A 26,641-nucleotide genomic window follows, 5' to 3' on the forward strand; every position below is an offset into this window, starting at 1 on the left:
TGCAAGAATCAGGCCGTGACCGGGCTGCCGCCGCGCACGATGCGGCGCAGCTCAGGGAGGCAGGAGCCGCAGTTGGTGCCGCACTTGAGTTGCTGCTGCAGCGTGGCAAGCTGCGCCTCGGCGTCGCCCTCCAGCGTGGGCAGCAGGGCGTCGATCTGGCTTTGCCAAACATCGAAACAGTTGCACACCTGGTGGCCGGGGCTGGGTAGATTGGCGGGAGGCGTGGTGGAGGGCAGCAGCAGCCAGCGGCCATAGGGCTTGGCACTGGCTTCGCTTTGCAGCAATTCGCGCAGCCAGCCTTGCGCCATCACGCTGTCGGCTGGGCCGCTGAGAAGCGCGGCGTCGATGCGCTCGCCCGCCAGTCGCACGGCACGGTGCACGCCGCGGCCAGGGTCGGCGTAGTGCAACGCGGCGCTTCTCTGCACACCGAAATGGGCTTCGATCCGCGCCAGCAACGCGGCAGCCGGCGCACCGCGCGCGGCGGCGCGCAGCAGCAGGCCGGTGCGGTCGCGGCCGAAGGGCACGCACAGGACGAAGGGCAGATCGGCCAGCTCCTGCATCAGCGTGGCGCGCAGCGCCTGGGCGCGGTGTTCGGGCATCCAGCCGAAGGCGGCGAGGTGCCAGGGGAGATGGGCGGCCTCCACCCGCACCGCGCTGTGCTTGAGTTCGGGCTGGAAGGAATAGGGGTCGATGACGGGCAGGGTGAGGCCGTTGACGCCCAGCCGCGCCACGCCTTGGGCATTGCGCCCGCCAAGGTATTCCGCGCCCCAGTGCATGGCGATGAAGGCCTGGCCGGGGCGCACCGTGTCGGTGGCGCGTGCGGGCAGCACGATGTCGCCGCGGCGCGAGGCCACGCGCAGCAACTCGCCGTCGCTCAGACCTCGCCGGGCGAGATCGCTGGGGTGCAGGTCGATGCAGGGCTCGGGTGCATGGTTGAACAGGCGTGGCACCGAGCCGGTGCGGCTCATGCCATGCCACTGGTCGCGGAGGCGGCCGGTGGTCAGCGCCACGGGGTAGCGCGCGTCGCAGGGTTCGGCCACGGGTTTGAAGGCCTCGGCGAAGAATCTGGCGCGGCCATCTGCCGTGGGGAACTGGCCGTCGTCGTACAGCCGCGCTTTGCCGACGCTCGCACCGGCGGGGTAGGGCCACTGCTGCGGGCCGTCGCGCTCCAGCGTGGCCCACGACAGGCCGGTGATGTCGAGGTCGCGGCCTCGGGTGCTTTCGCGGTGCTCGTTCCAGACGGCTTCGGGCGTGGCGTAGGGGAAGAGCGTGAGCCTGCCGTTCAGCCGTGCAGGCAAGAGGGCTTCGAGCCGACGGGCGAAGTCCACCGCAATCTCCCAGTCGTCGCGCGCCTCGCCGGGGGCTTTGGTTGCGGCGCGCACGCGGCTGATGCGGCGCTCGGAGTTGGTCACCGTCCCAATCTTCTCGCCCCAGGTGGTGGCGGGCAGCAGTACGTCGGCATAAGGCACGGTGGCGGCTGTGGTGTAGGCCTCCTGCACCACGACGAGTTCGGCGGTCTGCAGCGCGCGACGCACCAGCGCCTGGTCGGGCAGCGACTGGGCAGGGTTGGTGCAGGCGATCCACAGTGCCTTCACCTTGCCGTCGGCCGCGGCCTGGAACAACTCGACGGCGGTCTTGCCGCGCAGCGCCGGAACGTCGGCCACACCCCAAAGTTTGGCCACTTCGGCGCGGTGCGCCGGGTTGGCCAGATCACGATGCGCCGACAGCAGATTGGCCATGCCGCCCACTTCGCGCCCGCCCATGGCGTTGGGCTGGCCGGTGAGCGAAAACGGCCCTGCGCCCGGCTTGCCAATCTGGCCGCAGGCGAGGTGCAGATTGATGAGCCCGGCGTTCTTCGCCGTGCCGCTGCTTGACTGGTTGAGGCCTTGGCAGTACATGGAGAGCGTTGGCTGGCGCGTCTGCGGTGTCGCGTCCGGCGCGCCCAGCGCGAACCAGCGTGCGACGGTGACGATGTCCTCCGCCTTCAGCCCGCACAGATTGGCAGCGGCCGCCGGGCTCATTTCCCGCACCCGCTCGCGCAGGGCCGCATAGCCGCTGGTGTGCGCTGCGATGTAGGCGGGGTCGACCAGGTCTTCCCACACCATCACATGCAGCATGGCGTGGAACAGCGCGACGTCGGTGCCGGGCAACAACTGCAGGTGCAGATCGGCGAGTTCGGCGGTTTCGGTACGGCGCGGGTCGATGACGATGATGCGCATCTCGGGCCGCCTGGCCTTGGCCTTTTCGATGCGGCGAAAGGTGATGGGATGCGACCACGCCGCATTGCTGCCCGCCAGCACCAGACAGGAGGCGTGGTCAATGTCGTCGTAGTTGCACGGCGGCGCGTCAGCCCCCAGCGTGACCTTGTAGCCGGCTACCGCGCTGCTCATGCACACGCGGGAATTGGTATCCACATTGTTGGTGCCGACCAGCCCCTTGGCCAGCTTGTTGAAAACGTAGTAGTCCTCGGTCAGCATCTGGCCGGAGATGTAGAAACCCACGCTGTCGGGCCCATGCTCGGCGATGATGGCGGCGAAGCGCTGCGCGACATGGTCCAGCGCCTCGTCCCAACGCACCGCACGGCGTGGCGCATCGCGCTGCGTGCGCAGTTCGGGCCGCAGCGCGCGCACCTGCGGCAGCAACTCCGGCTTGGCGCTCAGGTGCAGCGCGCCGCCCTTGGTGCACAGCTTGCCGAAGTTGGCCGGATGATCCGGGTCGCCGCGCACACCCGTGATGCGCCCGCCCTCGGTCTTGATGAGCACACCACAGCCCACGCCGCAATACGGGCAGGTCGAGCGCACCTCGCGCAGCGCGCCTTCGGGCATGATGGCGATGGAGCCTGCGGGCAGGTCGGCGGCGTTCATCAGTCCGCGCTCGCGCAGGCTGCGCCGTCACAGTGCGCCGCGTGCATTTCGGTAATTGACGCGTGCAACTGGTCGCTGCGCAGATAGACCTGTTCGCCCTCCACCTTCACCGCGAAGGCCGGAGTGCAGCCCTCGTCCGGCGCTTGCGCACGACCATCGTCGAGCCGGATGGTCCAGTTGTGTAGCGGGCAGGCGACCGATTCACCGAACACGATGCCCTGGCTCAGCGGGCCGCCCTTGTGCGGGCAGCGGTCGAGCAGGGCGTAGATGCGGTCGCTGGCGGTGCGGAACAGGGCGATGTCCACGCCGTCCGGGCGGCGCACGCGGCGTGCGCCCAGTGCGGGAATCTCGGACTGGGTGCAGACAGGAGTCCAGTGGCTGGTGCTCATGCCGGTTCTCCTTGTGCTGCGGCAACCGGCACGATGGGAATGAACTGCCGCGTATCCACTTGCGCCTTGTCGAACTCGAACCACGGGTCGGGCTCTCCCTGCAGCGCGAATTGCAGCCGCTCCCACAGAGCTTTGCGGCCCTCGGCGTCGGCCAGGATGCGCTGCTTCACAACGTCCAGGCCGACACGGGCGATGTAATGCACGGTGCGCTCCAGATACCAGCCTTCCTCGCGGTAAAGCTGGATGAAGGCGCCGGTGTACTCCAGCACTTCCTCCTGCGTCTTGAGCTTGACCAGGAACTGCGCGACTTCGGTCTTGATGCCGCCGTTGCCGCCCACATACATTTCCCAGCCGGAATCGACGCCGATGATGCCCACGTCCTTGATGCCGCTTTCCGCGCAGTTGCGTGGGCAGCCGCTCACGGCGAACTTCACCTTGTGCGGCGCGTACATGCGCCAGGTGGCGCGCTCCAGCAGTTTGCCCAGCGCCGTGCTGTCCTGCGTGCCGAAGCGGCACCACTCGCTGCCGACGCAGGTCTTCACCGTGCGCAGCGCCTTGGCGTAAGCGTGGCCGCTGGGCATGCCGATGTCGGTCCACACGGCTTGCAGGTCTTCCTTTTTCACGCCCAGCAGGTCGATGCGCTGGCCGCCGGTCACTTTCACCGTGGGGATGTTGTACTTGTCCACGGCGTCGGCGATGCGGCGCAACTCGGCGGCCGAAGTCTCGCCGCCCCACATGCGCGGAATCACCGAATAAGTGCCGTTCTTCTGGATGTTGGCGTGGCTGCGCTCGTTGATGAAACGGCTTTGCGGGTCATCCTTGGCCTCGTGCGGCCAGGTGGAAATGAGGTAATAGTTCACCGCCGGGCGGCAGCTTGAGCAGCCATTGGGTGTGCGCCAGCCGAGCTTGGCGTACACGTCGGCAATGGTGAGCAGATGCTGTTCGCGGATGGCGTCGCGCACCTCCTGGTGGGTGGCGTCGGTGCAGCCACACAGCGCCTTTTTCTTCGGTGCGGCGGAGAAGTCGCCTCCCGCAGTGAACATCAGGATCTGCTCGACGAGCCCGGTGCAGGAGCCGCACGAGGCGCTGGCCTTGGTGTGCTTGCGCACTTCTTCCAGCGTGAACAGTCCCCTGTCCTTGATCGCCTTGACAATCGTGCCCTTGCACACGCCGTTGCAACCGCAGACCTCGTCGGTGTCGGCCATCAGCATGGCCTTGCTCTGGCCCTGATGGCCGGCATCACCCAGAGCGCCTTCGCCGAACATCAGCTTGTCGCGGATGTCATGCACCTTGCGGCCTTCGCGCAGCAGCTTGAAGTACCACGAGCCATCCACGGTGTCGCCGTACAGGCAGGCGCCGACCAGCTTGTCGCCCTGAATCACCAGGCGCTTGTAAACGCCGGAAAACGGGTCGGACAGGACGATGTCTTCGCAGCCCTCGCCGCCCATGAAGCTACCGGCCGAGAACAGGTCGATACCCGTGACCTTGAGTTTGGTGCTGATCTGGCTGCCGGTGTATCGACCTATGCCCATCTGCGCCAGGTGGTTGGCTGCCACCTTGGCCTGCTCGAACAGCGGCGCCACCAGGCCGTAGGCAATGCCGCGATGCGCGGCACATTCGCCCACGGCGTAAATGCGCGGGTCGGTGATGGTCTGCAGCGTGTCGCTCACGACGATGCCGCGATTGCAGTGAATGCCGGCCTTCTCCGCCAGCGCGGTGTTGGGGCGGATGCCTGCGGTCATCACCACCAGATCGGCGGGAATCTCGCTGCCGTCCTTGAACCGCACGGCGCGCACCCGGCCTGATTCATTGCCCAGCAAGGCTTGCGTCTGCGCGCCGATGAGGAACTTGAGACCGCGATCTTCAAGCGACTTCTGCAGCAGCTTGCCCGCCACATCGTCGAGTTGTCGCTCCATCAGCCACGGCATGATGTGCACCACGGTCACGTCCATGCCGCGCAGCATCAGACCGTTGGCCGCTTCCAGCCCCAGCAGGCCGCCGCCAATGACCACCGCGTGCCTGTGCGTCTTCGCGGTCTCGATCATGGTTTCGGTGTCCTTGATGTCGCGGTAGGCGATCACCCCGTCCAACTCCTTGCCCGGCACCGGCAGGATGAACGGCAGCGAGCCTGTGCCCAGCAGCAGCCGGTCGTAGGGGGCTTCGAGGCCTTCATCGGTGCGTACCACGCGCTTGATGCGATCGATTTGCACCACCGTCTTGCCGGTGTGCAGGGCGATGCCGTTGTCGGCATACCAGTCCAGCGGATTGAGGATGATCTGCTCGATGGTCTGCTCCCCGGCCAGCACGGGCGACAGTAGGATGCGGTTGTAGTTCGGGTGCGGCTCGCTGCCGAACACGGTGATGTCGTAGAGATCGGGCGCGAGCTTGAGCAGTTCTTCGAGCGCCCGCACCCCGGCCATGCCATTGCCGACGAGAACGAGTTTGGGTTTGTTCATGATGCGGAGTCCATTGGGTTGCGCGCTGCGTCTCAGGCTGCCTTGGCCTGCGGGTGCGCCTGGCGCTTGTAGAGAAACTCCAGCACCTGGGCGCGCAGATGGGCGTAGTGCGGGTCTTCGCTCAGAGCCAGACGTTCGCGCGGGCGCGGCAGATCGACCGTGAGAATTTCGCCGATGGTCGCGGCAGGGCCATTGGTCAGCATGACGATGCGGTCGGACAGCAGCACCGCCTCGTCCACGTCGTGCGTCACCATCACCACAGTGGCGCCGCTTTTCGCCACGATGCCTTGCAGCTCGTCCTGCAGCCGGGCACGGGTGAGGGCGTCGAGCGCGCCGAAAGGCTCGTCCATCAGCAGCAACTTGGGCTCCATCGCCAGAGCCCGGGCGATGCCGACGCGCTGCTTCATACCGCCGGAAATTTCGTGTGGATGTTTGTGTGCCGCGTGCGGCAGGCCAACGAGTTCCAAAGCAGACTGGGTGCGGGCCTTGAGTTGCGACTTGGTTTCGCTTGCGCCGAACACGCGCTCCACGCCGAGGTAGATGTTGCCGTAGCAGGTCATCCAAGGCAGCAGCGAGTGGTTTTGGAACACCACGGCGCGGTCAGGGCCTGGCGCGTGAATTTCGCGGCCGTCGCACACCATCACGCCCGAGGATGGCAGCGTGAGTCCGGCGATGAGGTTGAGCAGGGTGCTCTTGCCGCAGCCGGAATGGCCGATCAGGCTGATGAACTCGCCCTTGGCGATGTCGAGGTTGATGCCCTTGAGCGCGTGGAAAGGACCGCGCGCGGTGTCGAACACCATTTCGACGTGTTGGATGATGATGAAATGTTCCATGATGATGGCCTTTTGTGTTTTGCGTGATGGGAAGATCAGCGCGCTTCGTCGTAGCTGAATCGCCGCGCAATCAGCATCAGCGCGCCTTCGAGCACCATGCCGGTGACGCCGATGACCAGAATGGCGATGATGATGTGGGCGAGGTTGAGGTTGTTCCACTCGTTCCACAGCCAGAAGCCGATGCCGGTGCCGCCTGTCAGCATTTCAGCGGCGACGATCACCAGCCAGGCGGTGCCGACCGACAGCCGCACGCCGGTCATCATGTAGGGCATGACCGAGGGCAGCAGAATCTTGGTGAACACCTTCCAGGTGGAGAGGTCGAGCACGCGGGCCACGTTCAAATAATCCGCCGGAATGCGCTGCACGCCGATGGCGGTGTTGATCATCATCGGCCAGATGGAGCAGATGAAAATGGTGTAGATGGCCGCCGCCGGCGCATTGCTGAACACATACAGCCCGATGGGCAGCCAGGCCAGCGGCGACACCGGACGCAGCAGGCTGATGAGAGGCGAGAGCATGCGGTTCAAGAACTGCACGCGGCCAATGGCGAAACCCAGCGGAATGCCTACCAGCGCCGCCAGACCAAAGCCGTAGGCCACTCGCTGCAGCGAGGCCAGCAGGTTCCAGCCGATGCCCACATCGTTCGGTCCGTTGTCATAAAAGGGATGCGCAAACACCTTCTGCGCCGACTGCCAGGTGACCAGCGGCGAGGGGAATTGCGCGCTGTGCTCGGCCGCCAGTTCCCACACCAGCAGCAGGAGTGCGAAGCCCATCAGCGGGGCGATGAGGCGCAGCGCGATTTGGCGGTTCTTCGCGCGTTGCCGCTCTGCCGGGCTCACGGTGCGTATGGCAGTTTGCTTTGTAGCGGCCGGGGGAGCTTCGGGTGAGGCGTCCTCCGTCGCAGAGGCTTCAAACGATCCGCCCGGGGCGGAAAAGACGGCAGTGTTCATGCTGGACTCCTGGTTCATTGCGTCGGCAAGGTCAAACGGCGAGATCGTTGACTTTGAAGCCGTGGGCATAGGCCTTGGGGTCCTTGCCGTCCCAGGTCACGCCGTCGATCAGCTTGGAGGTGCGCAGCGTGGTGGCGGGCACCGGCACCTTCAGTTCGGTGGCGACTTCCTTGTACAGATCGACGCGGTTCACCGCCTTGGCCACGGCGAGATAGTCGGGGTCGGTCTTGATCAGTCCCCAGCGGCGGAACTGGGTGAGGAACCACATGCCGTCGGACAACCACGGGAAGTTGACCTGCCCGTCTTCATAGAACGTCATCGGGTGCGCGTCGTGCCAGCTTTTGCCCAGGCCGTTGGTGTAGTTGCCAAGGATGCGCGGCAGGATGGTTGCCACCTGGGTGTTGACATAGCCCGGCGCGGCGATGGTCTCGGCCATCTTGGTGCGGTTGGCATCCGAGGCGTCGATCCAGCGGCAGGTTTCGAGCACGGCGGCCATCACCGCCTTGGTGGTGTTGGGGTACTTTTCGACGAACTCGGCGGTGGTGCCCAGCACCTTCTCTGGATGGTCCACCCAGATTTCCTGCGAAGTCACCGCAGTGAAGCCGATCTTCTGGTTGATAGCCACCGCGTTCCACGGCTCGCCTACGCAGAAGCCGTCCATGCTGCCCACCCGCATATTCGCCACCATCTGCGGCGGCGGCACGGTAATCACCTTGTCGTCCTTCAGCGGGTTGATGCCGTAGGTCGCCAGCCAGTAATAAAGCCACATCGCATGCGTGCTGGTGGGGAAGGTCTGGGCGAAGGTGTAGGTGCGCTTTTTCTGCGCAATGGCCTTGGCCAGCGCCGGGCCGGTGGTGATGCCTTCCTTGGCCAGCGCGTCAGCCAGGGTGATGGCCTGGCCGTTGCGGTTCAGGCCCATGAGTATGGCCATGTCCTTCTTCGGCCCGCCGACGCCGAGCTGCACGCCATACGGCAGGCCGTAGAGCACATGCGCCATCTGGATGCCGCCGGTCACCAGGTTGTCGCGCACTGCGGCCCACGAGGCCTGCTTGCTTGGAATGATCTTGACGCCGTACTTCTTGTCGAAACCCAGCACCGCGGCCATGACGATGGGCGCGCAATCAGTGAGGGGAATGAATCCGATCTTGACTTCTTCCATTTCAGGTTTTCCCAGAGTGGCGGCGCGCGCCGTGGGCTGCAGGCTGGGAAGAAGACCGGCAACAGCCACGGCGGCGCCTGACTTGATGAGGGTGCGGCGCAAGGGTTGTGCCGGGTCGTTGCTCGGAGGGGGGGCGTCTTGCTGTTTGCGCATGGCAGTTCCTGAAATAGCGGGCGAAAAAAAGCCTTCGGGCGCTTCACACAAGGCGAAGCACACGAAGGCATCATTGCCGAGCTGAGCGGGGGAGACTCCCGTTCAGTGGGTTCAACATAGACCGCCGTTGGCCTACAGCGCTATTTAAGCAATCAGCGTGCCAACCCTCCACTCGGGAGAGATCAGAGGGAAGCTCCCCGCTGTATCAAATTAGGCTGGTCTTCGATGACGCAAAACTGTGCGTAACGGTTCCAGTCTGGTGCGTGTGAGCACACAAAGCGCGCAGCCGCAAGGCTCAGATCAATCCGACGGTATCGAGAATGCGCTGGGCAACCTCGGAGAGCTTCAAGCCTTTTTCCATCGCCAGCTTGCGCATGCGGCTGAAGGCTTCTTCCTCGGTGCAGCCCTGGCGCTGCATCACAATGCCCTTGGCCCGCTCGATCAGCTTGCGCTCGGTGAGATGGGTGCGCGCCTGGCTCAGTTCCGCGCGCAAACCCTGTTCGCGCTCGAACCGCGCCAGCGCCACCTCAATCACCGGCCTCACCCGGTTGGGCTTGAGGCCGTCCACGATATAGGCCGTCACCCCCGCCGTGATGGCTAGTTGCGCAGTCTCGGTGTCGTCGTCATCGGTGAACAGCACGATGGGTCGGGGCGTGTCGCGCGAGGCCAGCACGACGTGCTCCAGCAGATCGCGCACGCCAGACTCTGCATCCACAATCACCAGATCGGGCTTGAGCGCGGCAATGCGGTCGTCCAGGTCGGGTTTGGCCGGCAGAACGGCCACTACCTGGTAGCCCGCATCCAACAAGGCCTTTTCCAGCATCGCGCAACGCCCTGCCTGGCGCTCATGATTCGCCTGATCGTTCTCCGTCGCCAATGCGGGATCGGGGGAGATGACAGCAACCGTCAGAGTGCTTAGTGGGTTGGGCATATCTCGATTCGAGCAAATTCCATGCCCCAAAGAGTTAGTTCGTTTTCCTGCGATTGATGACAAATCTTGAGGCCATTCAAGAATCAAGGGATGTCATGCTTTGCGTGGCATACGCAGCAAGTGCCGCAATCACTCCAGCATCTTCGCCCGCTGGCTGTGCGAGCACGATTCGCAGCTTCGGATATCGCGCCCGCGCGGCTTGCACCACTTCTGGAATGTCGCGCCGGAGGTGGCCGCCTGCACCAAGGAAGAGGGGCGCGATGTGCACATACTCCGTGCCGTTTTGGCCCGCTTCCTCCAAGGCTTGTTGCAGGGAGGGTTGCATCGACTCCAGAAAAGCAAGGCGGACGGTCAGTTCGGGGTGGCGGGACTGCACCATGCCACAAACGGCCTCAAAGGGCAGAGCCCATTCGGCTAACCGGGAGCCATGGGCCAGCAAGACAAGTAACCTAGGTTCACTGTTCATCGGTATGTAAGTTTGGGTCATGATTAGGGTGCTGGTGGTGCACCCCGGTATTGATCGGCCTGAGATTGTTCGACGCGATTTCGGGATGCGACGAGGCGAACTGCATATAACCGTTCGCTCTGCGGTCGCTGGGTACGTGCTTCAGAAGTGGAATGTAGATTGCAGTCTGGATAGGCGACTGGATCCGATGATCCATCGCTTGAGCTTGAAGAACATTGAATCACTGAAGGACTGCAAGAATGCGGCGATTGCGCCGGGATTTAGCAATCCGGTGGCCACTGGCTAGTGCCCTGTCCCGCTGATACGTGAGCAAAGTCGATGCAGCTTTTCGAGGATGGAGTCGGCAGTAGCGGTCCACTTGAATGGCTGGCAGTTCATGTTGTGGGCGGCGACGAAGTGGTCGATGCGTTGCACGAGTTGTTTGACGCTGGTGAACGAGCCGCGGCGAATGGCCTTGTCGGTGATCAGCGCGAAGAAGCGCTCGACCTGATTGAGCCAGGAGCTGTAGGTGGGGATGAAGTGCAGGTGCCAACGCGGTCGTGCTGCCAACCAGGCTTTGATCTTGGGATGGCTGTGGGTGGCGTAGTGGTCGCAGATGCATTGGATGTCCAGTTCGGCGGGCACGGCCTGGTCAATCTCGCGCAGGAAGGACAGGTATTCCTGGTGTCGGTGGCGCGGTTTGCACGCCGCCAGCACCGCGCCGTTGATCACGTTGAGCGCCGCAAACAACGTGGTTGTGCCATGGCGCTTGTAGTCGTGGGTGACCCCTTCGGCATAGCCGAACCCCATGGGCAGCATCGGCTGGGTGCGCTCCAGCGCCTGACACTGGCTCTTTTCGTCCACGCAGATCACCAGCGCGTTGTCCGGCGGGCTCAGGTACAGGCCGACCACGTCGCGCAACTTCTCGATGAAGAAGGGGGCGTTGGACAACTTGAAGCTCTCGGTGCGATGGGGCTGCAGACCGAAGAGTTGGAAGTAGCGCGCGACGCTGCTCTTGGAGATGCCGGTCTCGGCGGCCACCGAGCGCACGCTCCAATGCGTCGAGCCGTTGACCGGTTTGGTGTGCAGCGTGGTCTTGATCAGGTGCGCAACGCGTTCATCGTCGATCGAGCGCGGCTTGCCCGGCCGCACGTCGTCGTACAGCCCGGCGATGCGCCGCTCGATGAACCGCTTGCGCCATTTGCCCACTGTGGCCTGGGTCAGCTTCAAGCGCTCGGCAATGGCGCTGTTCGGTTCACCGTCCGCACTGCTCAGAGCCGCGGGCAGCAAGCGGCTGCGCGTCCGGAGTTTGTCGAGGCCGAAAGAGCTTGGTGATGCTGCGATTTTTGCTGGACACCAACATCTGTATTTATCTGATGAAGGAACAGCCCGAGCCGGTCATTCGACGGTTTTCGGCTTGCAAGCCCGGCGAGGTTGGGGTCAGCTCGATTACTTGGGCTGAGTTGTGTTGCGGTTTGGAGGTGCATAACAGCCCGCCCGAGTTGACCGCGCTGTCGAACAGCTTGGTCATCAAAGATTTCGACGTGCAAGCGGCGGCTTTTTTTGGAAATCTCTCCCGGCAGTTTCCAGCCAGAAAAAACAGCTTCGACCGCATGATCGCTGCGCATGCCATCTCCTTGGGGATCACGTTAGTGACCAACAACGCCGCCGATTTTGCGCTTTACGCCGATGCCGGGCTGGTCGTCGAGAACTGGACGACTTCCGCCTGACGAAAATATGGCTTCTTGTTGGTCGGCCCGCAAACCAAGATGCGATGTCCCTATCTACGCGTTGCGGACCGGGAAGCGCAAAGCAACATCAGCGCTGCTGACTGCAACTGTATGACTGCGGCCGTCTGGGAGACGATCGCGCTCATCCGCGAGAAGTCGCGGTGGATTCCGATTCATACGAGCACTTGCCGACGTCGATCCGCAAGGGCGCCGGCACGAAGTCCGGCGTTTGCTTTCCAGGCATCTCTCCTCGACTTGCGCTACGCCACGGGTGAGCGCAATCACCAGCGCCAACGCAGTCACGCCGAAAAATCAAAAGTGATATTCCACACGCACCATGGGGGTACTGGCCTTGGCGCCCGGCACGGTAGATGCCGGGTTGCCAAACTTGTTGCGCCAATATTGATATTGCACCCCGGCCCAGAGTTTGTTGGGCACGCTGTAGAGCGCCTTGCCCACGTCATACATGATCTCGGTGGAGAGCAGCGTTTCCGGCGCGGTGCCGTAGCCTTTGGCGCCGATATGGTCGAAATAACCGCTCCACTTCCAGCTGCCGCCGGCAAACGGAATGCCCCAGTCCGCGGCCAGCACGTAGGTGGTCTTGAAGCTCACATCGCCGCCTTGCGGATAAGGGTTAAAACCGTTGTGGTTGCTCTCCTTGTAAAGCTCCAGGCCGACCTTGGCGTAGCCCGGCACGTTCAGACCGAGCATGGGGCCGATACGGAATTTGCGCACGCGCGGCGCAAAGGTGGTGTTTTTGCTGGAATAGTCGAAGCCCATGCCGAGCAGGACATCGTTGATCGGCCCCCAATTGATCTTGTTGCCGCTGATTTGGGAGTAGGAGAAGGTGCGACGGTAGACCGCGTAGATCTCCTGCGCCCCCGCTGCAGCACAACTCGTGCCTGCCGCACAGGCTTCCGGGTCGGAAGAGTCGGACATCAGCACGTCCATATTGAAAAAGTTGGTGCCGAGCGAATCGCCGCTGGCATAGGAAAAGCCGAGGATGCGCTTGGCGATGTCCTTGGGGTTTCCGGGCTCGGCAAATTGCGTGCCGTACTGGCCGTGAACCCAGGCATCGCTCCAGGTGGCGGCCTGGGCCGAAGTGCCTGCGGCACCCAAGCTCGCTGCGAGGATGGACGCGGCTGCGATGGTTTTTCCGGTGTTTCGACCTGTTTTCATGTTGTGTTCTCCCTGTCAAAAAGTTGTCAATCTGAGTGAACTGGAGCGATGTCCAGACGAGTTCCCCGGGTTGAAAAGCGGGTGGCGGATACCGCGCTGCAGAGGCGCGGTGAAAGTGGGGGCGCTGGATCAGCCATAACTGGCGGCGAGCTTGTGCAGGATGTGGTCACGCGCGGTAATGGGCGCATACGCGGGTGGCTGTCCGACAGGCACGCAACCTGCCAGCGAAGACACCAGCACGGCGTCATCCGGATCGGAGAAAAAGGCGATGGAATAGCGGCTGCGCCACGGCTGCAGGGGACGCACGCGGTGCAAGGTGGAGCGAAAGCGGCCATTGCTCCAGCGCTCCAGCAAGTCGCCGGTGTTCACCACCACGGCGTCGGCGTCGGCCGGCACAGGCACCCAGGCCCCATCTGCCGCGCGCACTTCCAGTCCAGGATTGCCATCCTGCCACAGCAGGGTGAGGCTGCCGTAGTCGGTGTGCGCACCGGCGCCCGCGGCAAGATCTCCGCCATGCTGCGGCGGATAGTGCAGAAAGCGCAGGGTCTGGTTCTCTCCCCGGTGACGCTGCGCGAAATAGCCCGGCTGCAGTCCGAGCGCGAGGCCGATGGCGTCGAGCAGACCTTCCGCCAAGGCGCGTGCCGCGGCGAACAAGGCCAGGGCATCGTTGCGAAATGCAGAGCCGGGCCAGGCGGTGACATCGCTTGCTGAACGCAGCGCGTCACGCATGGTGAAGCTCTCCTTGCGATCAGCCGAGGCCAGCGGATCAAGCGCCTCTTGGCCTAGGGCAACATAGCCGTGGTTGCGCTGGATGTCGCGGTAGCGCAGCGTCTCCTTGTCTGCATCGGCCAAGGCGAAAAATCGCTTGCTGGAGGTGAAGGCGTTTTGCAGCAGGGCAGCATCCAAGCCGGTGTTGCGCAGGCACATGAAACCGCTGTCCTGCGCCGCGGCGCACAGCGCCTGGCCAAGCGCGCCGCGGTCGGCACCTGGGCGCATGCCGCCGCAATCAATCAGGGGAATGGACGGGCCGGGCATGTCCGCTCAACGATCCATTGCACTCTCGTGCCAGTTCTTCAGCGCCAGCTTGGACAGCAGCACCATCAGCACGAACAGCGCCACGCCGGCAAGGGTCAGCAGGATGAGCGCGGCAAACATCTCAGGAATCTGCAGGTTGTAGCCCGACTGCAGGATTTGATAAGCCAACCCCGAACCCTGGCCGCCCGTACCCGCGACAAACTCGGCAACCACGGCGCCAATCAGCGCCAGGCCGCTGCTGATGCGCAGGCCGCCGAAAAAGTAGGGCAAGGCACCAGGAATGCGCAACCGCACCAACCGCTGCCAACGCGAGGCGCGGTACAGGGTGAACAGGTTGTTGAGATTGCCGCTGACGCTGTTGAGACCCAGGGTGGTGTTGGAGATGATGGGAAAGATGGCGATGATGGTGGCGCACACCACTAGCGCCAGTTCAGTGTTCTTGATCCAGATGATGATCAACGGAGCAATCGCCACAATGGGGGTGACCTGCAACATCACCGCATAAGGAAACAGGCTCATTTCCAGCCAGCGGCTCTGGGCGAACAGCAGTGCCGCCAGCGTGCCCAGCAGCGTGGCAGCAAGAAAGGCGAAGAAGGTGACTTTGAGGGTCATCAGCAGCGCGAAAAACAACGTGGGCGCATGCGCCACCAGCGCCTGCGCGATGAGCAGCGGGCCCGGCAGCAGGTAAGAGGGAATGTGGCCGACTTCGACCACCAGTTGCCAAATCAGCAGAAACAGCACGCCCACCCCCAGGGGAGCGGCGACGCGGAGAACGCGCGGTTGTTGAAGCAAGGCAGCTGGGGTCATGGCGTTGCGGTGCAGGAGGTTGGCAGACAAGGCGCTCGATCGCGGGCTTCAGGAGCCGTCGGGTTTGCTGGGCAGGATGCGCAGTTCCTTGATGAACTGCATGTCGTAGGCCTTGCGGTAGTCGAAGTCGGCGGGCAGCATTTTGTTCTGCACCATGTAATCGAACATGGCTTTCCAGCGCGCGTTCGTCATGGCACCAATGCCGAGCGTCTGCGCTTCGTCCCCTGTGACGATCTGGTACTTCTTCATCATGCGGATGGAGAAGTCGATCTGCTCTGTGCTCTGCTTGGGGTTGGCCTCGGTGATGAGCTTGTCACCCGCGGCGGGGTCGGCCAGATACAACTTCCAGCCTTCGAGTGATGCCTTGACGAAGGCGGCCACCCACTGCGGATGCTCCTTGATCAGCGCGGTGCGGGTGTCGATGGTTTTGCCGTAGGCCATCCAGCCGTCATCGGCCAGCAGGAAGACCACGGGCTTCTCGCCACCTTTCTCGATGGCCAGCGGCTCGTTGCCGACATAGCCCTGCATGGACATGTCCTTGTCGTGCAGGAAGGGGGCGACACTGGCGTTGTAAGGCCGCTGCTGCGCCTTGGTGTAGCCAAACTTGCCCTCCAGCCACGGCCACCAAGTGGCGTTGGCGTACTGCGCCACCATGATGGGCTTGCCCTTGAGTTCGGCCAGCGACTTGATGCCCTGGTGCGCAATCAGCGCCTGGGGATCTCTCTGGAAGAACGCGGCCACTGTGGCGACCGGCGCACCGCGCTCGACGGCCTGCATGGTCTGCATCGGATAGCCGGTGTAAAAGTCGCACGAACCGCTGGCGAGCAATTGCTGGCCGTTGATCTGCGGCCCGCCGGGCTGAATGCTCACATCCAGCCCGGCCTTTTTGTAGAGGCCAAGCGCGAGCGCCTGATAGAAGCCGCCCTGCTCGGCTTGCGGAAACCAACTGGTGCAGAGTTTGAGCTTGGGCAACGCCTGAGCGCTGGCCGCAGGCAGGGATGCCAGCGCACCCAGGGAAATCAATGCGGCAGAGACGAGATGACGAATAGACATGATCGTGGAGACAAGGACAGAAAAAAAGCGGGGTTACTTGAGATCGGCCGCGTCGGGCAAGACCTTGATCGTCTTGATGAACTGGAGGTCGTAAACCTTGCGATAGTCGAAGCTGGCGGGCACCATCTTGTTGTGCACCATGAAGTCGAACATCTCTTTCCAGCGCGCATCGGTCATGGCGCCGATGCCGAGTTTGGACGCCTCCCCGCCGGTGACGAGCTGGTACTTCTCCATCATGCTCAGGCCGAATGCGAGTTGTTCCGGCGTCTGTTTGGGGTCGGCTTCGACGATCAGCTTGTTACCTGCTGCGGGGTCGGCGAGATAGGACTTCCAGCCCTCGGCTGAAGCCTTGATGAAGGCCGCCACGACCTGGGGCTTCTTGTCGATCAAGCTGCGCGTGGTGTCGATGGTTTCGGCGTAGGCCGGCCACCCGTAGTCGGACAGCAGGAACACCACCGGCTTCTCCCCGCCTTTCTCGATCATCAGCGGCTCGGAGCCGACATAGCCCTGCTGCGAGAGATTCTTGTCCTGCAGAAACTGGGCGACGTTGAAGGTGTAGGGGCGCTGCTGCGACTGGGTGAAGCCGTACTTGTTTTCCAGCCAGGGCCACCAGGTGGTGTTGGCGTAAGAGGCCACGAGAATGGGCTTGCCTTTGAGGTCTGCCAGAGTCTTTACCCCCTGATGCGCGATGATCACGCTGGGATCTTTCTGGAACACCGCTGCAACCGTGACCACTGGCACGCCGCGCGAGGCGGCCACGATGTCCTGCACCGGATAGCCCATGTAGAAATCGCACGTACCGCCCGCGAGCAGCTGCAGGCCATTGACCTGCGGCCCGCCCATCTTGATGGTCACATCCAGACCGGCTTTCTTATAAAGCCCGTTGGCCAGCGCCTGGTAGAAGCCGCCGTGCTCAGCCTGCGCAAACCAGTTGGTGCAAAACCTGATTTTTTGTGGCGTCTGGGCCTGCGCACCTGCAAGACCGGACATTGCCAGGGCGGCGCCCAAGACCCAACGCTGCCAACCGTGACCTCTTTCCATTGCATCGATCCTTTTTTTGAAAATTGCCAAATGTTGTATGCAATGACGATGCAAAACGTATGCCAGGCAATTTCTTTAACTTGCAGAACTGGTGCGCAGATGTAACTGCCTGCCTGACATCGGCTGCATGCACCATGCGCGTGGGCATCCCGCATGGATTCAGTGCGCTGCGCACCAGCGTTGTTCAACGGACCCGGCGTCAACCCGATCCGCCATGGCATCCGAATTGCTAGATGCTATGCAGGAGTAGAAGCGGTCAGCGGCGATGCTGCGGGACATTGCTCCCCTGAGACCTCTGCCGCAAGACCGTTTGCAGGCCGGGCCTCATTTCCGCAACCTTTAAGAGGAGCCGCCATGCTCGTTACACAACAACCCGTCCTGCGTCGTTTTTGGTATGCAATCATGCCTCTGCATGATCTCGAATCTGGACCAAAACCATTCACCCTGCTCGGCGAAAAACTGGTGCTGTGGAAGACGCCCGACGGACAGCCTGCGGCATTGCGCGACCGCTGCTGCCACCGCACCGCGCAACTGTCCAAGGGCTTTGTCGATGCTGCAGGGTGCATCGTCTGTGGGTATCACGGCTGGACCTACGACTGCGGCGGCAACTGCGTACGCATCCCCCAGAACCCGGACATGGCCATACCCGCTGGAGCGCGGGTGGAGTCGTTTCACTGCGCAGCGCGCTATGGCTATGCCTGGGTGGCATTGGAGAAGCCGCTGGCGCCCATCCCCGACTTTCCCGAAGAGGGCGCAGAAGGGTTTCGGCGCGTCTTCCAGTTTTACGAGCGTTGGGCCACCAGCCCGCTGCGCTTCATGGAGAACGCATTCGACAACTCGCACTTCAGCTATGTGCACAAGGCGAATTTCGGCATCTTTGAGCAGCCCCAGCCCTCGAGTTACCGCATCGAGGCCACCGAAGACGGTTTCGAGGCCGAAACCCTGGTACCCATCCGCAATCCGGCAAGCGGTCACCGCATTACCGGCAGTACCGGAGAATTCACCCAGCGTCACCTGCTCAACCGCTGGTGGCTGCCGTTCGTGCGGCGCTTCGGTTGCGTCTACCCGGAAAGCGGCCTGCATCACATCATCTACAACTGCGCCACGCCGATTGATGATGACCACATCATGCTGGCGCAATGGCTCTATCGCAATGACACCGAGGCGGACTGCAGCACACAGGAGTTGATTGCCTGGGATCGGCCCATCGTCGATGAAGACCGCGACATCCTGGAAGCCACCGACCCGGACGCCTGCGTCGATACGCGTCGTCGCATGGAGTTCCACATGCAATCCGACAAGCCGGGCCTGATGATGCGCAAGCGCCTGCTCGAACTCTTGCATGCGCATGGCGAGGAAGAAGTTTTCAGGTCTGCGGCGGTGAAGCACTTTCCCATCCAACCCATACCCTCCTGAACAGGGATGCCCACATGGACATGACCCTCACATCGACGCCCCCTGACTCGCAAGCCACAACGCCGCTGGACCAGCCCGACGCGCTTACCGCGCTGTTCGCCAACCGGGTTGAGAAGACCTACCCCAACGGCACCCATGCCCTTGATGAGGTGCGCCTGCGTATCCAGCAGGGCGAGTTCGTGTCGCTGCTCGGACCTTCCGGCTGCGGCAAGAGCACGCTGTTGCGCATGTTCGCCGGGCTGGATACGCCGTCGGCCGGGCGCATTCTGTGGTGGGGCTCGGAAAAAATGGACGGCGCCGACGGCAAGCAGTCGTTGTCCATGGTGTTCCAGGAGCCCACGCTGATGCCCTGGGCGCGGGTGCGCGCAAATACCCGGCTGCCGCTCGACCTGCGCGGCACGCCGCGCGCAGAGGCCGATGCCCGCGTGACCGAGGCGTTGCAGATGGTGGGACTGGACAAATTTGCCGATTCCTGGCCGCGCGAGCTGTCCGGCGGTATGCAGATGCGCGTGTCGCTGGCGCGGGCGCTGGTCACCCACCCCAGCCTGCTGCTGCTCGACGAACCCTTCGGCGCGCTCGACGAGTTCACCCGCAACAAGCTCGACAGCGATGTGCGCAATCTGTGGGCGCAGCAGGCCATGACCGTCGCCTTCGTCACGCACAGCATTTACGAGGCCGTCTTTCTCTCCACCCGCGTGGTGGTCATGGCCGCCCGGCCGGGCCGGGTGATTGCCGATGTGGCCATCGACGGCCCGGAGGTGCGCGACGAGGAATGGCGGGTCAGCGCGCCGTTTCTCGCCTACTGCCGACAACTCTCCGAGCTGCTCACTGCAGCCGCGCAGGGCAGAGTCTGAATGACCCCCGAATGGACCTCTCCTATGCAGCAACCCACTTCCCCTGACCTGCTCATCCGCGGCGCACAGGCACTCCTGACCGGCCTGCCTGGCGGCGCGGCGCGAAGCGCAGGTGCAGACGTGCGTGTTCGAAACGGCGTCATCAGCGCCGTCGGCACTCTCACGCCAGAACCGGGTGAACCCGTGCTCGACGCCAGCGGCTGCGTGATCTACCCCGCCTGGGTCAATACCCACCATCATCTGTTCCAGTCCTTGCTCAAGGGCGACCCGAAGGGCATCGACTGCACCCTCACCCCCTGGCTGGCCGCCGTGCCCTACCGCTACCGCGCCGCGTTCGATGCGCAGCGGTTTCGGCTGGCCGTGCGCATCGGCCTGGTGGAGCTTGCGCTCTCGGGCTGCGGCACCGTGGCCGATCACAACTACCTCTACTGGCCCGACATGCCTTTCGACGGCTCGGCCATCGTGTTCGATGAGGCGGAGCAACTCGGGCTGCGCATGGTCTTGTGCCGCGGCGGACAGACCCGCACCCGGCAACTCGAAACCAGCCTGCCCAAGGTGCTGCAACCCGAAACACTGCAGGCCTATCTGGATGATCTGTCAAGGCTCCAACAACGCTATCACGACCCCGCGCCGCAGGCCATGCGCCGCGTCGTGGCCGCGCCCACCACGCCGCTGTTCTCCATGCTGCCGCAGGAATTGCGCGACACCGCGGCGCACGCGCGCAGCCTGGGTCTGCGACTGCATTCGCATCTGTCGGAGACCGTCATCTATCAGCAGACCGCACAAACGCAGCACCAGCGCAGCCCCATCGATTTTGCCGCCAGCGTGGACTGGCTGGGCCCGGACGTGTGGTTCGCCCACCTGGTCAAGCTCGACCCTGAGGAGATCGACTTGCTCGGCCGCACCGGCACCGGCATCGCCCACTGCCCGCAGAGCAATGGGCGGCTGGGCAGCGGCATTTCCCCCATCCGTGCGCTCGAAAATGCTGGCACACCCATTTCGTTAGCGGTGGATGGCGCCGCGTCAAATGAGGCTGCCGACATGCTCAACGAAGCGCATGTCGCCTGGCTGATGGCCCGCGCCCGGGGCGGCCACGCGGCACGGCCCGAATACGCCGGAGGGCGTGGTGAAACCGGCGCGGCGGATGCCACTGTGGAAGACGTGGTGCGCTGGGGTACGGCAGGCGGCGCACGCGTGCTGGGCCTGGACAGCGTGGGCACCCTACAACCGGGCATGGCCGCAGACATTGCCATCTACGTCCTGGATCAACCGCGTCACTTCGGCCTGCACGATCCTGCCATTGCCCCCGTGGCCAGCGGGGGCGCCAGCCTGCGCGCCCTGCTGGTCGGCGGCAAGGAGGTGGTGCGCAACGGCGTCATTCCCGGCCTGGACTTGGCCGAACTCGCCGCGCAGGCGCGCGCCGCCGTGCGCACCCTGCAGAGTCTGGCAACGCCTTGAGCCACCATGCGCGTTCTCTTGCTGTATGCCCATCCGGTGGAGACTAGCTTCCATGCGGCGCTGCATGCCCGCATGGTGCAGGCGCTGCGCGCAGCAGGCCACGAAGTCGATGACTTCGACCTCTACGCCGAAGACTTCAACCCGGTGCTGTCGCGCGAGGAACGCTTGAATTACCGCGACACCACCCGCAACACCGCAGCCGTGGCCAGCTATGTGCAGCGCCTGCAACGGGCCGAAGCCCTCGTGCTGTGCTTCCCTACTTGGTGCTTCGGCCTGCCCGCCATCCTCAAGGGGTTTTTCGACCGGGTTCTGGTGCCTGGCGTGGCCTTCGACATCACCAACCCGGCAAAGGTGCGCCCCGGATTGACGCATCTCCGCCACATCGCCGCCATATCGCCGCCGTCGTCACCTACGGCCGCCCCCGGTGGATGGCCTGGGCCATGGGCGATCCTCCGCGCAAAGTCGTCACCCGCTATTTACGCGCGCTGTGCGGGCGCGGCGTGCGCATCCGCTACCACGCGCGCTATCACATGAATGTTGCCACCCGCGACCAGCTCGAACGGTTCGCGCTGCGCGTGGAAGACGCCATGCACAGGCTGCCGCGGTAGCGAAAACCCCCTCCGGGGCGCAGATGCAGACGCGGCAGGCCTGGGGGCGCTCTCAGGCCGTGCGCCAATGCACCGCAGCCGGTCGTCCTGGCAACTGCAGCTCGGCCACGGCGGGCTGCGTGCTGGCGATGATCTGGCCTGCGCGCAGCACCAGCAGGCGGGTGGCGCGCAGGCGGATGGCCTCGACTGGGTCACCTGCCTGCAGCAGCACCAGATCGGCGCGGCAGCCCACGTCCAGGCCGTAGCCCTCCAGCCCGAGAATGCGCGCCGGGGTGGTGGTCACTGCGTCGAAGCACTGGCGCATCGCCGCCTGCCCCGTCATCTGCGCCACATGCAGGCCCATGTGGGCGATTTCTAGCATGTCGCCGCTGCCGCCCGCGTACCACGGGTCCATCACGCAATCCTAGCCGAAGGCCACGGGCACACCCGCGGCCAGCAGCTCGGGCACGCGGGTCATGCCGCGGCGCTTGGGATAGGTGTCGTGGCGGCCTTGCAGGGTGATGTTGATCAGCGGGTTGGCGATGGCCGCCACGCCGCTCTCGGCCATCAGCGGCAGCAGCTTGCTGACGTAATAGTTGTCCATGCTGTGCATGGAGGTGAGGTGCGAGCCGACCACCCGTCCTTGCAGCCCAAGGCGCTGGGTGTGGAAGGCCAGGGTTTCGATGTGGCGACTCATCGGGTCGTCGGACTCGTCGCAATGCATGTCCACCGGCAGGCCGCGCGCGGCGGCGAGTTCGCACAGCAGCTTCACGCTCTCTGCGCAGTCTGCCATGGTGCGCTCGAAATGCGGAATGCCGCCCACCACGTCCACGCCCAGGTCAAGCGCGCGCTGCAGGTTGCGCAGCGCGGTCGGTGAGCGCAGCACGCCGTCCTGCGGGAAGGCGACGAGCTGCAGGTCGAGGTAGGGCCTGACGTGCTCGCGCACTTGCAACAGGGCTTCGACCGCCAGCAGACGGTCGTCGCATACATCGACATGCGAGCGGATGGCGAGCAGGCCTTTGGCCACCGCCCAGTCGCAATAGGCCAGGGCGCGCTCGATGAGAGCGTCTTGTGTGAGCTGCGGCTTCAACTCGCCCCACAGCGTAATGCCTTCGAGCAGGGTGCCGCTCTGATTGACGCGCGGCAGGCCGTAGCTCAGCGTGGAATCCATGTGGAAATGCGCGTCGACGAAGGGCGGGCTCAGCAGCTGCCCGGCGCAGTCGATCTCGCGTGCGGCTGGACCGCGACGATGCGCCCGGCTTCAATGCCGAGGTCGATGTCGGTGCGGCCATCGGGCAGAGTGCCGCGGCGAAGAATGAGATCGAGCATCAGGCGTGTTCCTGCGGCAAGGGCTGCATGAGCGCCGCAGAGTAGCGGCAGCGCGCGCTCATCGTAAGCCGCTGCCGCGCAGCACCATGTCGAGCACATGGCGGGTGGCGCGTTGTTGTTGCGCTGCGTCCATCTCGGGAGCGCCCAGCACGGCCTGCACCTGCACGGCGAAATCCGCATAGGTCTGGGTGGCGGCCCAGATGGTGAAGAACAGGTGGGTGCTGTCCACCGCGTGCATGCGGCCCTGGGCGATCCATTGATCGATCACCGCAGCCTTCTCGCGCACCAGCGGGTTGAGGGTGGTGGCGAGCATGTCGCCAATTTCAGGGGCGCCGTGCAGCAATTCGTTGGCGAACACCTTGGAGGCCAATGGACGCGCGAAGGCCATGCGCATTTTGTCGCGGATATAGGTCTCCAGCGCGGCGCGCGGGTCAGCCTCCAGAACGATGCCATGCACTGGAATCAGCCAGTCGTCTAGGATGCGCGCCAGCACCCTACGGTACAGGGCGCGCTTGTTGCCGAAGTAGTAGTGCAGATTGGCCTTGGGCAGGGCCGCCGCCTCGGCAATCGCAGCCATGGTGGCGCCGCCGAACCCAGCGCCCGCAAAAACGCGCTCGGCGGCGTCGAGGATCAGCGCCTCGTTGGCTTCACGCATGAGCCCGCGCATCCGCTTCTTCCCGCTGGATGAGCCGCGCCCCGGCACCGAGCGCGCTACTGTCTCTGCGGTGCTGGCGGGTGCCAGGGCGGCGCTCATGGGTGCAATGCCCGAGGGGTTACTTCGCCGGTGGCCAGGGCAGTTTGGCAGCGATGTCCCAGATCGCGTGGCTGTACCCTGCCCTGCCGGGATCGGTCTTGATCACCGGATCGCTGCCGCCTGACAGCAGCACTTTGACCGTGCGCGCGTAGTCAGCCGGGTAGAGATAGCCGATCTTGGGGGTGTTGGCGTCGGTGATGAGTTCGGCCATGCTCTTCATCTGGCGCTCCTGCACGGCCACCGTGGCGCTGCCGCTGGCGTCCTGCGCCACCACGATCTTGGCGGCTTCTTCAGGGTGCTTCACCGCGTAGTTCCACCCGGCGAAGGAGGCCTTGAGGAACTTGGCCATCTTCTCGTCGAAGGCCTTGTCCTTGAGCTTGGGGCCCATGACATAGAGCCCGTCTTCCAGCGTGGACACGCCTTCCTTCTGATAGGAGAACACCACCAGATCGCTGGGCTTCACCCCGGCGTCGATGATCTGCCAGTACTCGTTGTAATTCATCGCCGAGATGCAGGCGGCCTGGTTCTGCAACAGCGGATCGACGTTGAAACCCTGCTTGAGCACGGTGATGTCCTTGCCCGGCTTGTAACCCAGTTTGCTCATCCAGTTGAAGAAGGGGTATTCATTGCCGCCGAACCAGACGCCCAGCGTCTTGCCTTTGAAGTCTTTCGGGCTGGTGACGCCGCTGGACTTCTTGCACACCAGCAGCAAGCCGGAATGGTTGAACACCTGGGCGATGTTGACCAGCGGTACGCCCTTCTCGCGCGAAGCCAGCGCGTCGGGCATCCAGTCCACCACCACGTCGGCGCCACCGCCAGCGATGACCTGTACTGGCGACACGTCCGGCCCGCCCGGCTTGATGGTCACGTCCAGACCTTCGTCCTTGTAATAGCCCTTGGCCGCAGCCACGTAATACCCGGCGAACTGCGCCTGCGGCACCCACTTGAGCTGCAGCGTGACCTTGTTGTCCGCGGCGAGCGCGGCGTGGCTTGTGCCAAGGCCGATGAGGGCGGCGGCAGCCCAGTGGCGGATGTATCCAGACAGCAATTTCATGATGCGCTCCTTGCGAGGTGGGTGAAATGGGATTAAGAAATTCCGGCAGCGCTGCGCACCGACGGATGCCAGAACGCGGCGCGGCGCTCCAGCAGTACCAGCGCGGCATATGCAACTGAGCCAGCCACCGAGGCGGCGGTGATCGCGGCCCAGACCAAGCCCATATTCATGCGCGCCGCCTCGGTAGAAATTCGAAAGCCCAGCCCGACCGTAGGCGAGCCGAAAAACTCGGCGACGATGGCGCCTATCAGCGCCAGGGTGGCGTTGATTTTGAGCGCCGTGATCATCTGCGGCACGGCAGACGGCAGCTTGAGCAGCCATAGGGTCTGGCGGTGGCTGGCGCCGTAGGTCTGCATCAGCTCGGCCTCCAGCGTGCCCGCTGCGCGAAGCCCGGCCAGGGTGGAAACCAGCATGGGGAAAAAGGTCATCAGCGCCACTACGGCGGCCTTGGATTCCCAGCCGAAGCCGAACCACATCACGGCAATAGGGGCGACGCCCACCAGCGGCACGGCGCTGGTCATGGAAGCGATAGGCAGCAGGCCGCGCTGCAGAAAACTGTGGCGGTCGATGGCGAGCGCCACGCCAAAGCCCAGGCCGCAGCCGATGAGCCATCCGGTCAGCGCCTCGCGCACCAGGGTCTGCATGGCATCTTGCACGAGCGTGCCCGCGCGCTCCACCAGCGAGGCCAGCACCCACTGCGGCGCGGGAAGAATGACGCGCGGCACATCGAATGCCGTCACGCCCAGTTGCCAGAACAGCAAGGCCCACAGGCCGAGGACTGCGGCGGCGGACTGTGCGTCCAGGCGCGAGCCGTCGAGATGCGCGCAGCGATGCACCGTGAGCAAACCGATCAGCCCCAGTGCGACGCAGCCCAGCCAGAAACCGCTGCCTGCCTGGACATCGCCCAGAGCCGGCGGCACGCCCAGCCACAGCAGCCCGGCAGAGAGCGCCAGCAGGGTGAGGCCATAGGTCATCCAGCGCCCGCTGGGCCAGAGCAGGCGCACGGCGGCGAGCAGCAACAGGCCCAGCGCAGCCAGCGCGCGCGGCTGCTGCGCGGCGTCGAGCACCAGAGCGCCTGGTGCATCGGCCAATAAGGGCATGGCGGCGCTCAGCGCAATGGCCAGCAGGGCGCACAGCGCCAGCACGCCGCCGGGGGCGCGGCGGCGCGGCGCCACTGCGCCACCCGCCAGCGAAGAAGGGCTAGCGGCCATGGCGATTGCGCTCATTGCACCCTCCCGCCGCGTTTGCGCAGCACCACACGCTCCAGCACCGCCACCGCCGCAGTCAGTCCCAGTCCCAACAGCGCGGCCATGACCAGCGCGGCCCACATCTGCAGGATGTTGCCGTAGTAAGACGCGGTGAGCAGGCGCGCGCCCAGGCCGCCCTGCGCGCCGGTGGACACCTCCGCCACCATCGCCCCCACCAGCCCCGCGGCCACGGCGACTTTCAGCGCCGGAAACACATAGGGCAGCGCCGAGGGCATGCGCAGTAGCCAGAACGTCTGCCAGCGCGAGGCGGCATAGGTCTGCAGCAATTCGGTTTCAATGCGCTGCGGCGCGCGCAGGCCCTGCACCATGGCCACCGTCACCGGAAAGAAACAGAGATACATGGCGATGACCGCCTTGGGCAGCAGCCCGCTCAGCCCCAAGCTGCCAAGGATAATGAGCACGATAGGCGCTAACGCCAGCACCGGCACCGTCTGCGAGGCCACAACCCAGGGCATCAGCGCCCGCTCGGGCGTGCGGGCATGCACCATCAGCGCCGCGAGCACCCAACCAAACAGGCCGCCGAGCACGAAGCCCAGCAGCGTGGCCTGCGCAGTGATCCAGGTCTGCAGCAGCAGGCTGCGCGGCGAGTCGACGGGCCAGTCGAACACGCCCTGCCACAGGGTGATGGCGATCTGGTGCGGCGCAGGCAGCACCGGGCGCGGCGTCGACCAGGTGGCCAGCAGCCAGTCGCTCCAGGTCCACGGCTTGTTCAGCGGCGCGAGCACTTGCTGCTCGGCACTGTGGCCGTTGAGCAGCACAGCCAGGCCATACCAGAGCAGCACCAGCACGGCGCCTACCGCCAGCACTGGCAAGGTCCTGCCCTGGGACGCGGGGCGTGCGCGCGCTGCGGGTTCATGCGGCGCCAATCGGATCACGGGGATGGAGGCCATGTGTCG

Annotated in this window: 23 protein-coding genes and 1 pseudogene; 5 read left to right on the forward strand and 19 right to left on the reverse strand. The window is 64.4% G+C overall.

Annotated elements, in window-relative coordinates; all coding sequences use genetic code 11:
- Positions 1-8 precede the first annotated feature (8 nt).
- The 9 genes from THI_RS16575 to THI_RS16615 form a co-directional block, all read right to left on the reverse strand.
- Positions 9-2,864: a nitrate reductase gene (locus tag THI_RS16575; protein ID WP_013107423.1), complete on the reverse strand. Its 2,856-nt coding sequence runs from the start codon at positions 2,862-2,864 to the stop codon at positions 9-11.
- Positions 2,864-3,253: a nitrite reductase small subunit NirD gene (gene nirD / locus THI_RS16580; protein ID WP_013107424.1), complete on the reverse strand. Its 390-nt coding sequence runs from the start codon at positions 3,251-3,253 to the stop codon at positions 2,864-2,866. The genes THI_RS16575 and nirD overlap by 1 nt, the downstream gene beginning before the upstream one ends.
- On the reverse strand, positions 3,250-5,709 hold the full coding sequence (nirB, locus tag THI_RS16585; protein ID WP_013107425.1) for a nitrite reductase large subunit NirB: 2,460 nt from the start codon (positions 5,707-5,709) through the stop codon (positions 3,250-3,252). The genes nirD and nirB overlap by 4 nt, the downstream gene beginning before the upstream one ends.
- Before the next feature lie 32 nt (positions 5,710-5,741).
- Positions 5,742-6,542 carry an ABC transporter ATP-binding protein gene (locus tag THI_RS16590; protein ID WP_013107426.1) on the reverse strand — a complete coding sequence of 267 codons (801 nt, stop codon included), beginning with the start codon at positions 6,540-6,542 and terminating at the stop codon, positions 5,742-5,744.
- Between the two features lie 35 nt (positions 6,543-6,577).
- On the reverse strand, positions 6,578-7,492 hold the full coding sequence (gene ntrB / locus THI_RS16595; protein WP_013107427.1) for a nitrate ABC transporter permease: 915 nt from the start codon (positions 7,490-7,492) through the stop codon (positions 6,578-6,580).
- Between the two features lie 31 nt (positions 7,493-7,523).
- A complete protein-coding gene (locus tag THI_RS16600) occupies positions 7,524-8,804 on the reverse strand; it encodes a CmpA/NrtA family ABC transporter substrate-binding protein (RefSeq protein WP_013107428.1) in 1,281 nt (426 codons plus the stop codon).
- A 295-nt stretch (positions 8,805-9,099) separates the two neighbouring features.
- Positions 9,100-9,735 carry an ANTAR domain-containing response regulator gene (locus THI_RS16605; RefSeq protein ID WP_013107429.1) on the reverse strand — a complete coding sequence of 212 codons (636 nt, stop codon included), beginning with the start codon at positions 9,733-9,735 and terminating at the stop codon, positions 9,100-9,102.
- 76 nt (positions 9,736-9,811) lie between these two features.
- Positions 9,812-10,222 carry a sirohydrochlorin chelatase gene (locus tag THI_RS16610; RefSeq protein WP_013107430.1) on the reverse strand — a complete coding sequence of 137 codons (411 nt, stop codon included), beginning with the start codon at positions 10,220-10,222 and terminating at the stop codon, positions 9,812-9,814.
- Positions 10,223-10,483: 261 nt separating this feature from the next.
- Positions 10,484-11,524, reverse strand: coding sequence for an IS630 family transposase (locus THI_RS16615; RefSeq protein ID WP_050986002.1), 1,041 nt, complete (start codon positions 11,522-11,524; stop codon positions 10,484-10,486).
- Here THI_RS16615 and THI_RS16620 point away from each other — a divergent pair.
- Positions 11,515-11,910, forward strand: a complete 396-nt coding sequence (locus THI_RS16620; RefSeq protein ID WP_013107432.1) for a type II toxin-antitoxin system VapC family toxin — start codon at positions 11,515-11,517, stop codon at positions 11,908-11,910. The two genes, THI_RS16615 and THI_RS16620, sit on opposite strands and share 10 nt — an antisense overlap.
- Before the next feature lie 312 nt (positions 11,911-12,222).
- Here the strand turns inward: THI_RS16620 and THI_RS16625 are convergent, their stop codons facing one another.
- The 5 genes from THI_RS16625 to THI_RS16645 form a co-directional block, all read right to left on the reverse strand.
- A complete protein-coding gene (locus THI_RS16625) occupies positions 12,223-13,089 on the reverse strand; it encodes a Nucleoside-binding outer membrane protein (protein WP_013107433.1) in 867 nt (288 codons plus the stop codon).
- A 129-nt stretch (positions 13,090-13,218) separates the two neighbouring features.
- Positions 13,219-14,124 (reverse strand): isopenicillin N synthase family dioxygenase, encoded by a 906-nt coding sequence (locus tag THI_RS16630; protein WP_013107434.1) that lies wholly within the window; start codon positions 14,122-14,124, stop codon positions 13,219-13,221.
- Between the two features lie 6 nt (positions 14,125-14,130).
- Complete coding sequence (locus THI_RS16635; protein ID WP_041609368.1) at positions 14,131-14,931, reverse strand: ABC transporter permease; 801 nt, start codon at positions 14,929-14,931, stop codon at positions 14,131-14,133.
- A 48-nt stretch (positions 14,932-14,979) separates the two neighbouring features.
- Positions 14,980-15,984, reverse strand: coding sequence for an ABC transporter substrate-binding protein (locus tag THI_RS16640; RefSeq protein WP_013107436.1), 1,005 nt, complete (start codon positions 15,982-15,984; stop codon positions 14,980-14,982).
- A 33-nt stretch (positions 15,985-16,017) separates the two neighbouring features.
- Positions 16,018-17,025 carry an ABC transporter substrate-binding protein gene (locus THI_RS16645; protein WP_013107437.1) on the reverse strand — a complete coding sequence of 336 codons (1,008 nt, stop codon included), beginning with the start codon at positions 17,023-17,025 and terminating at the stop codon, positions 16,018-16,020.
- Between the two features lie 354 nt (positions 17,026-17,379).
- On the opposite strand from THI_RS16645, the gene THI_RS16650 reads away from it, so the two are divergent.
- Genes THI_RS16650 through THI_RS16665 form a run of 4 tightly spaced genes read left to right on the forward strand, consistent with a single transcriptional unit; the run spans position 17,380 to position 21,287 of the window.
- Positions 17,380-18,441: an aromatic ring-hydroxylating dioxygenase subunit alpha gene (locus tag THI_RS16650; RefSeq protein WP_013107438.1), complete on the forward strand. Its 1,062-nt coding sequence runs from the start codon at positions 17,380-17,382 to the stop codon at positions 18,439-18,441.
- Between the two features lie 20 nt (positions 18,442-18,461).
- Positions 18,462-19,295: an ABC transporter ATP-binding protein gene (locus tag THI_RS16655; RefSeq protein ID WP_141130655.1), complete on the forward strand. Its 834-nt coding sequence runs from the start codon at positions 18,462-18,464 to the stop codon at positions 19,293-19,295.
- 24 nt (positions 19,296-19,319) lie between these two features.
- Positions 19,320-20,753: an amidohydrolase family protein gene (locus THI_RS16660; protein WP_013107440.1), complete on the forward strand. Its 1,434-nt coding sequence runs from the start codon at positions 19,320-19,322 to the stop codon at positions 20,751-20,753.
- A 6-nt stretch (positions 20,754-20,759) separates the two neighbouring features.
- Positions 20,760-21,287: an NAD(P)H-dependent oxidoreductase gene (locus THI_RS16665; protein ID WP_013107441.1), complete on the forward strand. Its 528-nt coding sequence runs from the start codon at positions 20,760-20,762 to the stop codon at positions 21,285-21,287.
- Between the two features lie 126 nt (positions 21,288-21,413).
- On the opposite strand, the pseudogene THI_RS16670 reads toward THI_RS16665, so the two are convergent.
- From THI_RS16670 to THI_RS16690, 5 genes and pseudogenes are all read right to left on the reverse strand, one after another.
- A pseudogene (locus THI_RS16670) lies at positions 21,414-22,669 on the reverse strand (amidohydrolase family protein).
- A 58-nt stretch (positions 22,670-22,727) separates the two neighbouring features.
- The gene (locus tag THI_RS16675; RefSeq protein ID WP_013107442.1) at positions 22,728-23,423 is read right to left on the reverse strand and encodes a TetR family transcriptional regulator C-terminal domain-containing protein; all 696 of its coding nucleotides are present in this window, start codon (positions 23,421-23,423) and stop codon (positions 22,728-22,730) included.
- 19 nt (positions 23,424-23,442) lie between these two features.
- Positions 23,443-24,477: an ABC transporter substrate-binding protein gene (locus THI_RS16680; protein WP_013107443.1), complete on the reverse strand. Its 1,035-nt coding sequence runs from the start codon at positions 24,475-24,477 to the stop codon at positions 23,443-23,445.
- Positions 24,478-24,509: 32 nt separating this feature from the next.
- Entirely contained in the window at positions 24,510-25,703 is a 1,194-nt protein-coding gene (locus THI_RS16685; RefSeq protein ID WP_231836254.1) for an ABC transporter permease, read from the reverse strand.
- A complete protein-coding gene (locus tag THI_RS16690) occupies positions 25,700-26,635 on the reverse strand; it encodes an ABC transporter permease (RefSeq protein ID WP_013107445.1) in 936 nt (311 codons plus the stop codon). The genes THI_RS16685 and THI_RS16690 overlap by 4 nt, the downstream gene beginning before the upstream one ends.
- Positions 26,636-26,641: the final 6 nt, after the last annotated feature.

The organism is Thiomonas arsenitoxydans (assembly GCF_000253115.1).
GTDB lineage: Bacteria > Pseudomonadota > Gammaproteobacteria > Burkholderiales > Burkholderiaceae_C > Thiomonas > Thiomonas arsenitoxydans.

Excerpts from the sequence above, each read along its gene's own strand:
- THI_RS16620 (WP_013107432.1), top strand. The coding sequence starts at position 11,515 with ATGCTGCGATTTTTGCTGGACACCAACATCTGTATTTATCTGATGAAG.
- THI_RS16630 (WP_013107434.1), bottom strand. The coding sequence starts at position 14,124 with ATGCCCGGCCCGTCCATTCCCCTGATTGATTGCGGCGGCATGCGCCCA.
- nirB (WP_013107425.1), bottom strand. The coding sequence starts at position 5,709 with ATGAACAAACCCAAACTCGTTCTCGTCGGCAATGGCATGGCCGGGGTG.
- THI_RS16675 (WP_013107442.1), bottom strand. The coding sequence starts at position 23,423 with ATGAGCGCCGCCCTGGCACCCGCCAGCACCGCAGAGACAGTAGCGCGC.
- ntrB (WP_013107427.1), bottom strand. The coding sequence starts at position 7,492 with ATGAACACTGCCGTCTTTTCCGCCCCGGGCGGATCGTTTGAAGCCTCT.
- nirD (WP_013107424.1), bottom strand. The coding sequence starts at position 3,253 with ATGAGCACCAGCCACTGGACTCCTGTCTGCACCCAGTCCGAGATTCCC.
- THI_RS16665 (WP_013107441.1), top strand. The coding sequence starts at position 20,760 with ATGCGCGTTCTCTTGCTGTATGCCCATCCGGTGGAGACTAGCTTCCAT.
- THI_RS16635 (WP_041609368.1), bottom strand. The coding sequence starts at position 14,931 with ATGACCCCAGCTGCCTTGCTTCAACAACCGCGCGTTCTCCGCGTCGCC.
- THI_RS16600 (WP_013107428.1), bottom strand. The coding sequence starts at position 8,804 with ATGCGCAAACAGCAAGACGCCCCCCCTCCGAGCAACGACCCGGCACAA.
- THI_RS16575 (WP_013107423.1), bottom strand. The coding sequence starts at position 2,864 with ATGAACGCCGCCGACCTGCCCGCAGGCTCCATCGCCATCATGCCCGAA.
- THI_RS16645 (WP_013107437.1), bottom strand. The coding sequence starts at position 17,025 with ATGGAAAGAGGTCACGGTTGGCAGCGTTGGGTCTTGGGCGCCGCCCTG.
- THI_RS16685 (WP_231836254.1), bottom strand. The coding sequence starts at position 25,703 with ATGAGCGCAATCGCCATGGCCGCTAGCCCTTCTTCGCTGGCGGGTGGC.
- THI_RS16660 (WP_013107440.1), top strand. The coding sequence starts at position 19,320 with ATGCAGCAACCCACTTCCCCTGACCTGCTCATCCGCGGCGCACAGGCA.
- THI_RS16605 (WP_013107429.1), bottom strand. The coding sequence starts at position 9,735 with ATGCCCAACCCACTAAGCACTCTGACGGTTGCTGTCATCTCCCCCGAT.
- THI_RS16625 (WP_013107433.1), bottom strand. The coding sequence starts at position 13,089 with ATGAAAACAGGTCGAAACACCGGAAAAACCATCGCAGCCGCGTCCATC.
- THI_RS16655 (WP_141130655.1), top strand. The coding sequence starts at position 18,462 with ATGACCCTCACATCGACGCCCCCTGACTCGCAAGCCACAACGCCGCTG.
- THI_RS16650 (WP_013107438.1), top strand. The coding sequence starts at position 17,380 with ATGCTCGTTACACAACAACCCGTCCTGCGTCGTTTTTGGTATGCAATC.
- THI_RS16590 (WP_013107426.1), bottom strand. The coding sequence starts at position 6,542 with ATGGAACATTTCATCATCATCCAACACGTCGAAATGGTGTTCGACACC.
- THI_RS16610 (WP_013107430.1), bottom strand. The coding sequence starts at position 10,222 with ATGACCCAAACTTACATACCGATGAACAGTGAACCTAGGTTACTTGTC.
- THI_RS16680 (WP_013107443.1), bottom strand. The coding sequence starts at position 24,477 with ATGAAATTGCTGTCTGGATACATCCGCCACTGGGCTGCCGCCGCCCTC.
- THI_RS16690 (WP_013107445.1), bottom strand. The coding sequence starts at position 26,635 with ATGGCCTCCATCCCCGTGATCCGATTGGCGCCGCATGAACCCGCAGCG.
- THI_RS16640 (WP_013107436.1), bottom strand. The coding sequence starts at position 15,984 with ATGTCTATTCGTCATCTCGTCTCTGCCGCATTGATTTCCCTGGGTGCG.